The organism is Pseudomonas sp. Irchel s3a10, assembly GCF_900187525.1.
Taxonomy (GTDB): Bacteria; Pseudomonadota; Gammaproteobacteria; order Pseudomonadales; family Pseudomonadaceae; genus Aquipseudomonas; species Aquipseudomonas koreensis_G.
Genome location: NZ_FYDR01000006.1, coordinates 173,839 through 188,921, shown reverse-complemented (window position 1 = coordinate 188,921; position 15,083 = coordinate 173,839). Strand labels below are relative to the sequence as shown.

The 15,083-nt window shown below is 62.5% G+C and carries 8 protein-coding genes; 3 read left to right on the top strand and 5 right to left on the bottom strand.

Annotated elements, in window-relative coordinates; translation table 11 throughout:
* Window positions 1-44: 44 nt before the first annotated feature.
* The 3 genes from CKW11_RS18865 to CKW11_RS18855 form a co-directional block, all read right to left on the bottom strand.
* Window positions 45-2,468 carry a TonB-dependent receptor gene (locus tag CKW11_RS18865; RefSeq protein WP_095138719.1) on the bottom strand — a complete coding sequence of 808 codons (2,424 nt, stop codon included), beginning with the start codon at window positions 2,466-2,468 and terminating at the stop codon, window positions 45-47.
* Window positions 2,469-2,566: 98 nt separating this feature from the next.
* Window positions 2,567-3,550 carry a FecR family protein gene (locus tag CKW11_RS18860; protein ID WP_095138718.1) on the bottom strand — a complete coding sequence of 328 codons (984 nt, stop codon included), beginning with the start codon at window positions 3,548-3,550 and terminating at the stop codon, window positions 2,567-2,569.
* A 40-nt stretch (window positions 3,551-3,590) separates the two neighbouring features.
* The gene (locus tag CKW11_RS18855; RefSeq protein ID WP_095138717.1) at window positions 3,591-4,091 is read right to left on the bottom strand and encodes a sigma-70 family RNA polymerase sigma factor; all 501 of its coding nucleotides are present in this window, start codon (window positions 4,089-4,091) and stop codon (window positions 3,591-3,593) included.
* Window positions 4,092-4,304: 213 nt separating this feature from the next.
* On the opposite strand from CKW11_RS18855, the gene nhaA reads away from it, so the two are divergent.
* On the top strand, window positions 4,305-5,513 hold the full coding sequence (nhaA, locus tag CKW11_RS18850; protein WP_095138716.1) for a Na+/H+ antiporter NhaA: 1,209 nt from the start codon (window positions 4,305-4,307) through the stop codon (window positions 5,511-5,513).
* A gap of 139 nt (window positions 5,514-5,652) precedes the next feature.
* On the opposite strand, the gene CKW11_RS18845 is transcribed toward nhaA, so the two are convergent.
* Together CKW11_RS18845 and CKW11_RS18840 are read right to left on the bottom strand one after the other, a co-directional pair.
* The gene (locus CKW11_RS18845) at window positions 5,653-10,122 is read right to left on the bottom strand and encodes a hemagglutinin repeat-containing protein (RefSeq protein WP_095138715.1); all 4,470 of its coding nucleotides are present in this window, start codon (window positions 10,120-10,122) and stop codon (window positions 5,653-5,655) included.
* Window positions 10,123-10,235: 113 nt separating this feature from the next.
* Window positions 10,236-11,963, bottom strand: a complete 1,728-nt coding sequence (locus CKW11_RS18840; RefSeq protein ID WP_095138714.1) for a ShlB/FhaC/HecB family hemolysin secretion/activation protein — start codon at window positions 11,961-11,963, stop codon at window positions 10,236-10,238.
* A gap of 342 nt (window positions 11,964-12,305) precedes the next feature.
* On the opposite strand from CKW11_RS18840, the gene CKW11_RS18835 reads away from it, so the two are divergent.
* On the top strand, window positions 12,306-13,427 hold the full coding sequence (locus CKW11_RS18835; protein ID WP_095138713.1) for an HlyD family secretion protein: 1,122 nt from the start codon (window positions 12,306-12,308) through the stop codon (window positions 13,425-13,427).
* The gene (locus tag CKW11_RS18830; RefSeq protein ID WP_095138712.1) at window positions 13,424-15,016 is read left to right on the top strand and encodes a DHA2 family efflux MFS transporter permease subunit; all 1,593 of its coding nucleotides are present in this window, start codon (window positions 13,424-13,426) and stop codon (window positions 15,014-15,016) included. The genes CKW11_RS18835 and CKW11_RS18830 overlap by 4 nt, the downstream gene beginning before the upstream one ends.
* The last annotated feature ends 67 nt before the right edge of the window (window positions 15,017-15,083 follow it).

The window sequence follows — 15,083 nt, the reverse complement described above, 5'->3', positions numbered from 1 at the left end:
CAGTCCAGCGGGAGCAAGCTCCCTCGCCACAGGGTCAGGCGTTATCAGAAACCGACGCTGGCCTGCACAAAGAACGTCCTTGGCGCACCGACATACATCCCCGAATTGTTGTCGCTGGACCGGGTGAAGTACTGCTTGTCGAAGACGTTTTTCACCCCGGCGCCGAGCTTCAGGTTCGACACCTGCGGCCCGAAGTCATACCCGCCGCGCACGTTCCAGGTCACATAACCCGGGATGTCGCCGTATTGCCCGTCGGCCGTGCCTTCGGTGATGTAGTTGCCGTTGAAGCTGCCATCGGCGTTGACCCCGGTGCCCGGTGAGCGCTGTTTCGATTGGGCGAAACCGTCGATGTTGTAGGTCCAGCGGTTGACGTCGTAGCGCAAGCCCACAGTCGCCACCTGCCGCGAATAGAACGGCAGATCACGTCCCTTGAAGCCCGGAATTTCACCTTCGTAAGTCGCACGGGTGTAGGTGAAACCTGCGTTGGCGGTCAGACCGTCGAGACGCGGATCCAGCGCGGCCATGTCGTAGTGCACCGAGGCTTCGATGCCCTGGTGCTTGGTCGCGCCGAGGTTGGTCCAGCCGACATCGTTGCTGATGTATTGCAGCTCGTCATCGAAGTCGATGTAGAACAGCGTCACTTCCCCGCCCCACACGTCATTGTTGTAGCGCGTACCGATCTCGTAGGTCTTGGCCTTTTCCGGCTCCAGGCCGTTGGCGGTCTGGTCACCCGCGCCGCCCTGGCCGAGCTGGAAATACTGCAGACTGCCGAACGAGGTTTCGTAGTTGGCGAACAGTTTCCACGCGTCCGACAGGTGATACATCACGCTCAGCGCTGGTAGCGGTTCGTTGCTTTCGATGCTGCGGTTTTTCTCCGGCACGCGTTTGCCTGCGGTGTCGAGCACGGCGCGGTCATGCCAGTCAGTGCTGATGTGTTCGAAGCGAATGCCCGGGGTGATGGTCCAGTTGCCGACGTCGATCTTGTTGTCGACATACACCGAGTTGGCCTCGGTGCCGCCGGTGCGGTCCTGGAATACATGGCCGTCGGACGTCGGCGTGACCACCGGCTGATTGTTGACCAGCGCCAGACGGCTCGACTGCTCGTGCATCGCCTCTTTCAGGTAGCGATAACCAACGCTGACTTCCTGGGTGGTCGGGCCGACGTCAAACACCCGCGACACCCGCGGCTCGACACCGAGGGTGTAGTAGGAACGCGGGTACGAGCTGAGGGTTTTCTGGTCGCGGGCGGCGATGGTGCTGCCGCGAAAGCTGTCGGTGTAGTAGGTGAGGATTTCTGCCTGAGTGCGCTCGTCGATCTGCCGAATCCACTTGAACGACACGTCTTTGCGCCGACCGCTGAAGTTGTCGTAATCGCGCACCGAGTCGTACGGCTTGTCGTCGTACTGCTTCTGCGTCAGGCCACCGGGCATGTCGGCGCTGGCATCGTAGTAATGGAAATTGAGGCTGAAGTCGTCCTGATCGGTCGGCGCCCAGTGGGTCTTGAGCAGCACGTCGTCGATATCGTTACCGTTGTTGCGCTCGCGGTAACCGTTGCCATTGACCCCGGAATACAACAGCGCCACGCCCATGCCGTTGTCGGCGGTGCCGCCGAGAAACGCCGTGTCGATGTGCTTCCAGCCGCCGTAACGGGTGGTTTCCAGGGTAGTGCCGATTTCCCCGGTGGCTTTTTCCGGAATGGCGCGGGTGACGAAATTGATCACCCCGCCGACGTTCTGTGGCCCATAACGCACGGAACCGGCACCGCGTACCACGTCGATGCTGTCGAGGTTGCCCGAGGAGATCGGCGCCATCGACAGTTGCGGCTGGCCGTACGGTGCGAACGCGGCCGGCACGCCGTCGATCAGCACGGTGGAGCGTGGCGACAGGCGCGAAGTCAGGCCACGCACGCCGACGTTCAGCGCAATGTCGCTGCCGCCGGTGCCGTTGGAGTCCTGCACCTGCACGCCGGGCACACGCTTGAGCACATCACTGACGTTCATCGCGCCCTGCTCGACCATGGCTTCGCGACGGATCACCGTGCGTGCGCCCGGGTGGTTCTGCACCACGGCGGCGTCAGCGTCACCGAGCCAGTCGCCGACCACTTTGATGTCGGTCACGCCCAGTTCCAGCGGGCCATTGCTGGCGGCGGTTGCGACTGGCGCCAGAGTCACCGAGCCTTCGTTGATCTGATAGTCGAGGCCGCTGCCCTGAAGCAATTGGCGCAACGCCTGCTCGGGGGAAAGATTGCCGTCAACCGCCGGCGCCTGTTTGCCGGCGACCAGATCCGGGCTGAAAAACACTTGCAGCGAAGTTTGCTGGGCCAGTTCGCTCAGAGCCTGGCCCAGCGGCTGGGCGCGGATGTGAATGGCTTCAGCGGCGAAGGCCAGCGGCACGGCGGCGTTGACCGCCAGCGCCAGAGCCAGCGGCAACCAAGGGGATTTTTTGTTGTTGGCTGAGGTGTTTTTCACGTCGAACGTAGTCCTGTGGAGCGCAAGAGTGTGCGTCTGTTAATGCAAACCAGTTGCAGTTGAACAGGAAGACGATGAACTCGAAAAAAACCTGAATTTTATTTTGAAATTATTTCCTGACTGCCATCGGCCAAGGTGCGAACGGCCACCGGCAGGATGTCTGGCAGGGCCTTGAGCAAGGCGTCGGTGTTGTCGGATTTGAACACGCTGGTCAGGCGCAGACTGGCCACGGCCGGGTTGCTGACCGTCAGCGGCTTGTCGCGATAACGCGAAACCTCCGCCACCACTTCGCTGAGGCTGGCGTTGTTGAACACCAGTTTGCCGCTGCGCCAGGCCGTCAGTTCGGCGGGGTTGACCGCGTAGGCGGCAGCGACTTTGCCTTCGGCATCGACATGGGTGCCGAGGCCGGCGGTCAGATTGATGAATTGGTCGTCCGGCGCATTGCGCCCCTGCACCTTGACGGTGCCCTGCTCCACCGCGACCCGGGTTTGCGTGACATCGCGGCGCACATCGAAACGCGTGCCGGTGACCGTGACCTTGCCACTACCGGCCTCGACCACGAACGGCCGCGCGGTGTCGTGCTGAACGCTGAACAGTGCCTCGCCTTCACTCAACTCGATCAGCCGTCGATCTTTCTCATAACGCACCTGCAGACGGCTGCGGCTGTTCAGGTCGATCACCGATCCGTCCGGCAGCGCCACATGCTTGCGCTCACCCAACGCCGTCGCGAACTCGGCGCTATAGCCGTCCGGGTGATTCAGACCACTGAACAAACCGAGGCCGAGCGCCACCGCCAGCACACTGGCCGCCACCGCATAGCGCAGCAGCGGGCGACGTTCGCGGCGGGTTGGCTGGGTTTCGACCAGGGCCTTGAGACGTGGCGCCGGCAGCAGATCGGCCGCTGTCCACAGGCCTTGCAGCAACTGGAATTCGTCACGGTGTTGCGGATGCTGATTGAGCCAGACGTCGAAGCGCTGCTGTTCGTCGGCGCTGATCAGCGGTTCCTGCAAACGCACAAACCAGCGTGCCGCTTCATCGCGCACCGTTGTTTGCCCGCACGCGCAATCACGGGTATCCATCATGGAATGTCCTGTCGGGCTGGGGATGAAAAGCGGCGGCCGCTCATGACTGCATGCCGTCGAGGCGATCGCGCAAGTGGCGCAGGGTGCGGATCATATACTTTTCGACCATGTTCCTCGACAGCCCCAGACGTTCAGCGATTTCCGCCTGGGTCAGGCCTTCGATCTTCTGCCAGACGAAAATCTTCCGGCAGTTGAGCGGCAGTTCCTGCAGCGCCCGTTCGATGGAGTCGACCAGCTGGATCGCCTGCATGTAATGCTCCGGGTCGCCGGTGGACGACACACTGTGATCGATCGCCTGCGACTCCATGGCTTCCCGCCGATCCTCACGCCGATAACCGTCGACCGCAATATTGCGTGCGGTCTGGTGCAGATACGCCCGTGGCTGCTGCACCGCTGCCGAATCGGATTCGAGCACCCGCACAAAGGTGTCGTGCGCCAGATCCTCGGCCTGCGCGCGATTGCGCAGACGCCGGGTCCAGGTGCCGATCAACTCTTCGTAATGCTCGAAAAAGCCGGGTCTGCGGGGCAGCATGGGGTTCATAACGGCGTGCTGTGGAAAGGGCGTGAATAGTAATGCTTCCTATTAAGGCCGGCAATTCATTCCTTGGAAACGCTCGATTCAAGGGCAACCGTCAGTAAAACCGCGCCTTCCCCCACCTATTGTGTAAAATGCCGCCCGGGTGCCACCGCAACAACGCGGCAGGGCAGGTTTAATTCAGCGCAGGTCGGGCCGCCGCGCGGAGTCGCCGTGCCTATGAGCCACGATCCGTCACGCCCGCATGCTGCCCCTGCCCGTCAGCAGTCGCCGTCTGCCCTGGCCTTTCTCACCCGATTCTTCGCCGCCGAGTCCGCCGGTGGTCTGATCCTGATGGCCGCGGCCCTTGCCGCACTGTTGGTTGCCAACTCGCCGTGGGCGGCCACGTATTTCTCTACCCTGCATATCAAAGTCGCCGGCTTGTCGATCGAGCACTGGGTGAACGATGGCCTGATGGCGATCTTCTTCATGCTGGTGGGCCTGGAGATCAAGCGCGAAATGCTCGCCGGTCAATTGTCGACCTGGGGTCAGCGCGCCCTGCCGGGCTTCGCCGCACTGGGCGGGATGCTGGTCCCGGCCCTGATCTACGTTGCGATCAATTGGGGCAATCCACAGACCCTAAGCGGTTGGGCGATCCCCGCGGCCACCGACATTGCGTTCGCCTTGGGCGTGCTGTCGTTGCTGGGCAAACGGGTGCCAGTGTCGCTGAAAATCTTCCTCTCCGCGCTGGCCATCCTTGATGATCTGGGCGCCGTGGTGATCATCGCGATTTTCTACACCAGCGGCCTGTCGATAAGCATGCTGCTGGCCTCGTTGGCGGTGATCGCATTGCTGGTGATCCTCAACCGCTGCGGCGTCAGAAAGCTTTGGCCGTACCTGTTCGCCGGCGCCCTGCTGTGGTTCTTCATGCTGCAATCGGGGATTCACGCGACCCTCGCCGGGGTGATTCTGGCCCTGTGCATTCCGCTGGGTAACCCGGAAGACGAGCGCAATTCGCCACTGCTGTACCTCGAAGAAAAAATGCATCCGTGGGTGGCGTTCGCTGTGGTGCCGATTTTCGGCTTCGCCAACGCAGGGGTGTCGCTGACTGGCATTTCCCCAAGCAATCTGCTTGAGCCGGTGCCACTGGGCGTGGCGCTGGGGTTGTTGTTCGGCAAGCAGATCGGCATCCTCGGCCTCGGCGCCCTGGCGATTCGCAGCGGCCTGGCGCAACTGCCGCAAGGCGCGAGCTGGCTGCAACTGTACGGCGTCGCCCTGCTCTGCGGGATCGGCTTCACCATGAGCCTGTTCATTGGCGCACTGGCCTTCCCGGGCGCGCCGCATCTGGTCGATTCGGTGAAGGTCGGCGTGTTGCTGGGTTCGATCCTGTCGGCGCTGCTGGCGGTGGTCGTGCTGATGAATGCGGGTAAAGCGAAGGCTTCGAGCTGACCGCCAGATCGGGTCGAGACAGAAAACCAATGTGGGAGCGGGCTTGCTCGCGAAAGCGTCAATTCAGTCAGCTAATTTATCGACTGAACCACCGCCTTCGCGAGCAAGCCCGCTCCCACAGTTTTTACAGCGGTGCTGCTCAGCCTTTTTCGTCGATCCCGGCCTGTAGGGTCTGGCTGTCCAGATTGCCGCTCAGGGTCACCGGGCCGACTTTCAGACTGCCGTTATCGAACGACACCTTGGGTGCGTTCTCCTCGGTTTTCTGCGGCAGATCCAGCCCGGCTTTCACTCCGTATTCACGACTGACCAGATCGCTGCTACCCACTTTCGAAGCACCCAGATCCACTTTGCCCTCAGTCGCCGAGATCCGCGCGCCGGTCAGCTGCGTGCCACCACCAACGTTCAACTTCACAACCTGATTGCCACTGATGGCGGACGCCTGCGCCACACTGTCCTTATGCGCGTATTCGCCTTGCGCTTTCAGCGTCGGTTTGTAGTCGGTGCCGGCGAGTTTTTCCTTGTCGCTTGGTGGGTTCTTCTTCGCCGTCAGGCCCAGATCGACATCGACCTTGGCTTGGATCGTCGAGTCCTGGCGGCTTTCGACGGTCAGATCACCAGCGACCTTGCCACTGACATTTTTCGCGTCGATCCGCGCACCTGACATCTGTGCATCGCCAGCGCTGTTGAGCACCACGCTGTCAGCCTTGATCTGGCTGTTCTGCTGGGTGGTGCCTTGCAGGTAATCGACGCCGACCTTGGCCCCGGCGTTGAAGCCGTGGTCACTGCTGGCCTTTTCATCGGCTGCGGTCGGGGTCTTGCTGCTGAGGTTTCCGCCGGCATTCAGTGCGACGTTCCAGTTGTTGCGGCTCTCGGTGGACTGCGCCGACTCCTGAATCAAACCGCCCTTCTGCGCATCGATGCTGACGTTCGGCGCACTGACTTGCGAGCCTTGCAGGTGCACCGCGTCACCGCTCAGCGCGACCCCGCTCTGGCTGTTGAGCTGGCCACCGGTCAACGTCTGCGAGCTTTCGTTGATCCGGCCGATGTTGAAGTTGCCGTTCAGGTTACCGCCCTGATCACGACTCTTCTCGCTGCTGGATTTGCTGCCGCCACCCTTCAAACCGCCGCCGAGATTGCTGCCAGTCGCGGTGTGCGTATCAACGGCCGCTTGCAGATCAAGCTTGCCATCAGCGTGCAGATCGATAGCGCCGACGCTGTCGATCTTCGTGCCTTGCTGAACCTGATTGCCGCCGCTGCTCAGTTGCACCGGACCGTTGGCGCTGATGCTCGCCACATGGGCCTGAGTGTCAGTGGTCTGCTTGCCGGTGTGATCGAGCTGGAACCCGGCGCCGAGGTCGACGTTGGTGCCGTCGGTGCCCGGCAAGGTGCCGACCGTCAGCGAGCCGTTGCCGCGCAGGCTGGAGTCGCTGCTGCTCTGGCGGTCACTGGCCTGATTCAGCGCCAGATCGCCGCCGGTCTTGATGCTCACACCGCCCTGGCCGCCGTCGAAACGGCTGCCGGCGAACTGCGCGTCAGCGCCAACATTGATGTTCACGCCCTGACTGCCGGCAAAACCGCCAACCACTGCGGTGCTGCTGTCCTTGCTGCTATAGCTGTTACCACCGGCACCGCTGCCGGCGACGTTCACGTCTTCGCCGGTCTTGGTGTAGACCCGCACGTCGACCTTGGCGTCCACTGAGTTATCGGTGCTGCTGTGGGTGTTGCTCGCGGCATCGGCCACCAGTTTATCGGCGCTGATGTTGACCTTGCCCTTGCTCGCGCTGTACTGGGTGCCCTGGTCGTGCAGGGTGCCGGCAGTTTTCACCTCGACGCTGCCGCCGTCGAAACGGCTGACCACGGCGTTGCTGTTGTGCTCGGTCTTGTCGGCGCTGCCGTGACCGATCGCCACGTCGATACCGACGTTCGGCTGGCCAAGATTGCTCAGGGCTTCCTTGTCCGGCACCTTGCCGTTGAGCACATCCTTGACTGCACCGGCAATCGGCCGGGCGATGTCCTTGTACTCGACGTTGGCGCCGATGTCCGCCGACCAGTTGCTCTGGTTGTGGCTGCTGCTTTCGGTGTTGCTCGCCGCGCGGTTGTCGATCTCGTTGGCCGCGACGTTCAGGCCGTTGCCAGCCTTGACCTGCGCGCCTTCGGTCAGCAGTTTGTCGGCATTGATGTTCAGGCTGCCGCTGCTCTGCACATTGGTGGTTTGCGCGGTGGTTTTGCTGCTGCTGTCTTGCGTGGTGCTGTGGGCAAAATCGACGCCACTGCCGGCGCGGTCGAGGCCGCCGGTGTAGTAGAAACCGCCGCCAGTACTGGAGGTGTCGGATGAGGTTTTGTGGCTGTCCTGTTCGGCCAGCAACGACACATTTTTGCCGCCCAGCGTGGTGTCGCCGGCCGTGGATTTGACTTCACCGCCCTTGATCGTCAGATCGCCGCCGGCCTTCACTTGCACGCTGCCACCGCTGAGGCTCGAGCCCTGCTGGTTGACGTCGTTACGGGTGACGGTCTGCTGCTTGTCTTCGTAGTGCACCCCGGCGCGGTATTGCTCCGGCGTTTGCTCTTTGGCGTAGGCATCGAAGCCACGGGTCTCAGTGGTCGAGCTGCTGTCGTGAGTGTTCTGCGTGGAATGCACGTTCACATCACCGGCGGCGTCCGCCGTCAGCGCACCACCGGCCTTGACCGTGGAGCCAGCCACTTCAATGTCCTTGGCGCTTTTGAGCTTGAGGTTGCTGTCGGACACCAGCTCGCTGCGCAGCGTGGTGCTGTCCCTAGAGTTCTGCCGTGACTCGTCCTTGGTGATGCCGAAGAACTTGCTGTCCTTGTCGTGGTTGTTGCTGTGCGAAGTGTCCTGCACGCCGTCGATCACCAGCGAACCCTGATCGCTGATCACGCTGGCCTCGGTGCCGCCACGGACCTGGCTGCCGCTGATGCGCACGTCGTCAGCCTTGACGATCAGTTTGCCCGCCGCATTGATTTTGCTGCCCTGATGCCGGGTCTGGCCCTTGTCGACATCACCGGTCTTGCCGAAGAAACCGCCACCCACCAGGTCGCCGGAGTAACTGTTGTTATTGCTGCGACTGGTGCGCGTGGCCGTGGTGACGTCCACTTGCTTGCCCGCCAGTTTCACATCGCCGGCGCTGTTCAGTTCGGCACCTTCGGCGCGCAACAACGCGGCGGTCTGCAGCGCGATATTGCCGCCCTTCAACTGGCTGCCGATGCTGCGCTGTTCTTCGCTGCTGTTGTTCCAGTCAGCTTTCCACAGATGCTTGCGATGGTTGCCCTGATCGGTCTGGATATGGCTTTCGCTGGCCGCGCTCAGGCGCAGATCGCCGCCACTCTGCACATCGAGATTTTTCGCCGCTTCAACCTTGGCGGCTTTGAGTTCGGTGTCTTTGCCGGAATTCAGCTTGACGTCGCGGCTGGCGACGATCTGGCTGCCGTGCTGGCGAGTTTCACTGTCGGTCTGGGTGCGGTCGTAGGTTTCCCAGGTGATGCCGATGGTGCTGTTGCTCCAGTTTTCACGCTGCTCCTGGAGCTTGCGGCTTTCGACGCTGCTCAGGGTCAGATTGCGCTTGGCATTGACGCTGACGTCGCGAGCACTGACGTCGGTGGCGGCCAGCGTCAGGTCGTTGCCGCTGTGCAGGCCGACATCGCCCTGACTGCTGCGAATGCCGGCACGGATCACTTCGAGGCTGTTGGGGATGGTTTCACCGCTGACGCTGAGGTCGCCAGCCGAACGGATCTGCACGCCGTCCCGCCCGGCCACTTGTACCGCACCCACGCGCACGCCCGCGCCTTCGGCGGTGCTGACGATGTTGATGCGCCCGGCCTGCATCGCGCCGAACAGGCTTGCGTCGATGCGTTGATCTTTAGTGCTGCCAGCCGGATCCACAGCTTTGACCTGCCCGCTGGCGTAATCGACCTGATTGCGTCCGACCGTGAGGTTCAGTTGATCGCGGGCATCGATGCGGCCCTGGCTGTCGATACGCGGGGCGATCAGGTTGACCGAACCCTCGGCGTTACGCAGGCCGCCACTCTGAATCTGCAACTGACCGCTGGCGTCGCGGGTGTTCAAGGCTTGCAGTTTGCCGTCGTTCAACTCCGGACGACCGACCAGCAGACTGGCGTTAGGCGTGTTGATGAAACTGCCGCCGTTCACCGAGATGCCGTTGGGGTTGGCCAGCACATAATCGGCCGCGCGGCCGAAGATTTCCTGGGCGCCGTTGATGGCTGAAGGGTTGCGGCTGATCACCTCGTTGAGGATCACGCTCGCGGCCTGCCCCTGCAGTTGCGGGTTGGCCGCCAGTTGCCCGGCGAGCTGCGACTGCCCGGCCTGCAAGGCGTTGTTCAGCACCAGACCCTGACGGTCGACGTTGTAGTCGAGGAACTGGTTGTGCGACAGGCCCGCACCGTTGGGCGCGACGATGTTGACGATGGGCACGCCGCCCTGGGTCTGCAATTGCGCGGTGCCGCCGGGGCCGGGAGCCACCACCACACCGCCGGCGATGGCGCTGGGCAGGTGCACGGCGAAGAACAGGCTGGCGATCGCCCAGCGCAGTTTGCCCCGAGGAGAAAGATGGAATGCAAAGGTGTGTGCTGGCATAAAAACGTCTCCATGTAAGTACGGCATCACGGCGCGCGATTTAGTCTTGGCCGTGGCTGTCGCGCTCAGATCCGACGGCTGTTTGTTCACTGCATGATGAGTTTCGGTGGTGCTCATATCTGCAACCCCACGCGCATCAGCCAGGTCTCTGGCTCGTGCTGCAAACCTTTGGGGGTGTTGAGGGCGCGTTGGTAATCGACGTCCACTTGCAGATTCTTCCAGCCCAGATTCAGCCCGACGCTGGCACCGCTCAGGCGTTGGCCGGGAGCGCCGTGATCGGCCTTCAGCCAGCCATTGTCCAGGCCCACGCGCGGGGTGATCTGCACTGGCCAATCGCTGCGCAGCGGCAGACGCAAGGTGTTACGCCAGATCGCGCCGCTGGCACCTGATGCGCTGCTGACCCGATAACCGCGCACCGCCGAATCGTCGGTGCCGAGCAACTGTTCGATAGCCGGTAACGGGTCGGGGCTGTATTGCAGATTGAGCTGACTCTGCCACTGCCACGCTTGCGCGCCGAACTGGCCGTTGCGCCACTGGCTGAGGCCGGCGCGGTACTTGCGAAACTGCGCTTTGGGCAGGTTGCTGACCGAGTGATTGGCGTCGTCATCGGCGCCCAGCCAGCGCAGGCCTTGCGAATAGGTGAAGTCGAGGTTCCACACCGCACGGTCGAGCCAGAACAGATTGAGTCCGGCTTCGGCCACGGTCAGGGTCGGGCTTTGAATGCCCAGACGGACATTTTCCAGATAGCTGTCGACGTCTTTGTGCGCCAGTTGCAGGTTGGCGCTGAGCTGGCGACTCTGGTCGCGCCACAACACGCGGTCGGCGCGCAGGCTCAGTTGATCGGTGATGCCGGTGCTGTACAAGGTCGCGCTGGGCAGTTTGAACGGCGCGCGATATTCGGCGTGGCTGGCGAACGCGCTGTAGGTCCAGTAGCCGTAGGGAATCGCGTAATACAGGCTGGCGTTGCGACTGTAGCGGTCGCCCTGATTCAACGTGTCGCTGGCACTGAGGCTCAACAGATCGTTGAGTTGCAACGGGCTGTCGAAGCTCAGGCTGACGGTATCGCGATCACGCCCGGTGCTGGCGCTGCCGAGGTTGTCCATGCCCAGGCCCAACGCCCAGCGCGACTGCCCGGCCGTGCGCGAACGCAGGATGATTCGCGACGCGCCGGGCTGGCTGCCGGGGGCGATGTCGGCGGTCAGGTCAATCGAGCGCAAGCGGTTCAACTGATCCAGGCCCTGCTCCAGATCGCGCAGGTTCAGCGGCTGGCCGAGCATGTGCGGGAACGCGCCGCCCAGCGAAACGGGCAGGCTCTGATCGGCCAGTTCGATGGACTCGATGTAGCCCTCGTCGATCATGATGTCCAGCGACTGCCCCGCCGCCGGCGCGCTCAACAGGTACGGGCGGCTGGCGATGTAGCCTTGCTCGACGTAGATCGCGGTGATGGTCGCCAGCAAATGGTTGATCTGGCCGACGCCCATGCACGGTGCCAGCAGCGGTTTGATCCGGGCGTTGAGTTTGTCGCTGTCGATCAGCGTGACACCGCCGATGCGCGTGCCACTTAGCGGCCAGCAACGTTCATCGGGGGCGACTGTCTGCGGGAGCGCTGGTGTGGCCGGCGCCGGGCCGAACGCACCGCGCTCCAGTTGGCGCTTGCGTTGTTCCATTTGCAGTTGTTGCAGATCGCGCTGTTGCTGTTGCTGCTGGCGCAGCACTTCCTGGCCCGGCGCAACAGGGTCAGCCGCTTGAATCGAGGAGGCACACACACTCAACACAAAGGCCGACAACAGCGGGCAAAGCGTGGAACGACGACGAGAAACAACGCGAAGCGAATACGGCACGCAACATCCTTGCAATCATAAAATGGCGTAATGCCACTTCATCAATGCTGGTGATAGTCAGAGCCTTCCAACACAAATGCAAGACGCTTCCTACAGTGCTTACATTTCTTAAACAATTGATTTTGCTGTGTTCAACGCCACTCCATCAGGGTTTCCCCGAAGCTTTTCATTGGGTTCTCGAAGACCTGTCCCGTATTAACGACGCTGTCGTTTATCGAAACCGCTCCAAACCCCGAGTCCTGGCAAGCAACTGACGGCCGGCACAAAAATTCAATTGCCACAAAATATTACTCGCGTCATATTACAGCCGTAATAACAGCCCGTTTCCGCAGGTATTACGCAATGACCAGCATGCCCACCCTTGAGCCAGACCTGTCTGCCCCGGTCTCCCCCGCCAAGCCGCCACTGCGCAAGCGCCTGCTGCTGACCGGCTCTGGCCTGATCGCGCTGATCGTGGTCGGCGTGTACGCCAGTTATTGGTGGGGCACCGGGCGTTTTCTCGAAGAGACCGACGATGCCTACATCGGTGGCGACGTCACGGTGATCGGGCCGAAGGTTGCCGGGTACATCGAAGAAGTGCTGGTCAGCGACAACCAGTCGGTGAAGGCCGGCGACGTGCTGATCCGCCTCGACGCACGTGACTATCGCGCCAACCTCGCCAAAGCCGAAGGCGCAGTCGCCGCCGAAGAAGCGCTGTTGGCCAACCTCGACGCCACTGAGCAACTGCAGCATGCGGTGATCGGCCAGGCCCGCGCCGGCATCGATGCCGCCGGTGCCGAAACCGCACGCTCGCGGGATGACAATGCGCGCTACAAACGCCTGGTCAGCACCAATGCCGTGTCGGTGGAAAGTGCCCAGCGCGCCGACGCCACCTTCAAGACCGCCCAGGCCCTGAGTGCCCGCGCCCAGGCAGAACTGCTCGCCGCACAGCGCCAACTGGCGGTGATCGACACTCAGAAACAACAGGCCCGCGCCGCCCTGCAACAGGCCCGCGCCGAGCGTGATCTGGCGCAGTTGAATCTCGGCTACACCGAACTGCGCGCGCCGGTTGATGGCGTGATCGGCAACCGCCGCGCGCGGGTCGGCGCCTATGCCCAGGCCGGTTCGCAACAGCTGTCGGTGGTGCCGGCCAGCGGTCTGTGGGTGGATGCCAATTTCAAGGAGGACCAACTGGCGCGGATGAAACCCGGGCAACGGGTGAGCATCCGTGCCGACGTGCTCTCCGGCCAGGAGTTCCACGGCCGCCTCGACAGCCTCGCCCCGGCCACCGGCTCGCAATTCAGCGTGCTGCCGCCGGAGAACGCCACCGGCAACTTCACCAAAATCGTCCAGCGGGTGCCGGTGCGAATCCTCCTCGATCCGGCTGATGGCGTGCTCGGCCATCTGCGGCCGGGGCTGTCGGTCACCGCTGAAGTCGACACCCGCGCACAAGCCGAAACCAGCGCCGTGGCCGTCGCTCCATGAGCACCGCCCTCACCGCCCCGGCGCAACCGTTCAACGCCGCCGACATGGCCACCGCGACCAAAGTGTTCGCCTTCGCCACGATGTGCATCGGCATGTTCATCGCGCTGCTGGACATCCAGATCGTCTCGGCGTCGCTGCGTGACATCGGCGGCGGACTCTCGGCCGGCACCGACGAAACCGCGTGGGTGCAGACCAGTTACCTGATCGCCGAAATCATCGTGATCCCGCTGTCGGGCTGGCTGTCGCGGGTGTTCTCCACACGCTGGCTGTTCTGCGCCTCGGCGGTCGGTTTTACTCTGGCCAGCCTGCTCTGCGGCGTGGCCTGGAATATCCAGAGCATGATCGCCTTTCGCGCGCTGCAAGGCTTTCTCGGCGGTTCGATGATCCCGCTGGTGTTCACCACCGCGTTCTTTTTCTTCAGCGGTAAACAACGGGTGATTGCCGCCGCGACCATCGGTGCCGTAGCGTCGCTGGCGCCGACGTTGGGGCCGGTGATCGGTGGCTGGATCACCGACATTTCATCGTGGCACTGGCTGTTCTACATCAATCTGGTGCCGGGGATTTTCGTCGCGGTGGCAGTGCCGATGCTGGTGAAGATCGACCAGCCGGAGCTGTCGCTGCTCAAGGGTGCGGACTACCTGAGCATGGTGTTTCTTGCGCTGTTTCTCGGCTGCCTGGAATACACCCTCGAAGAAGGCCCGCGCTGGAACTGGTTCAGCGATCAAACGATTCTGACCACGGCATGGATCAGCGGTCTGGCGGGTCTGGCCTTCATCGGACGCACCTTGCACGTGGCCAACCCGATCGTCGATCTACGCGCGCTCAAGGATCGCAACTTTGCCTTGGGTTGTTTCTTTTCCTTTGTCACCGGGATCGGCCTGTTCGCAACGATTTACCTGACTCCGCTGTTTCTTGGACGGGTGCGTGGCTATAGCGCGCTAGACATTGGTCTGGCGGTTTTTTCCACCGGGGTGTTCCAGATCATGGCGATTCCGCTGTATGCCTTTCTCGCCAATCGCATGGATCTGCGCTGGATCATGATGATCGGCCTGGGCTTGTTTGCGGTGTCGATGTGGGAGTTCAGTCCGATCACCCACGACTGGGGTTCCGCTGAGTTGATGCTACCGCAAGCGCTGCGCGGAATCGCCCAGCAACTGGCGGTGCCGCCGGCAGTGACACTGACATTGGGAGGTTTGGCACCGGCACGCTTGAAGCACGCTTCGGGGCTGTTCAACCTGATGCGCAATCTGGGCGGGGCGATCGGCATTGCTGCGTGCGCGACCATTCTCAATGACCGCACCAACCTGCACTTCACCCGTCTGGCCGAGCATTTGAACAGCAGTAACGAGGCGATGAATCAGTGGCTGGCGCAGGTCGGTGGCAACCTGGCGACGCTGGGTCAGAGCGGTGACGTAGGGGTCACCGCCAGCCTGCGTCAACTGTGGCTGCTGACCTACCGCGAGGCGCAGACCCAGACCTATGGCGACACCTTTTTGATGATCATGCTGTGCTTCATCATCGCCACGGCGATGGTGCCCTTGATGCGCAAGGTACAACCACCGGCCGCGCCGAGTGCGGATGGGCATTGATCCAGATCTGCAATGCATGCCCCCTGTAGGAGTGAGCCTGCTCGCGATGGCGCCAGTTCATTCAACA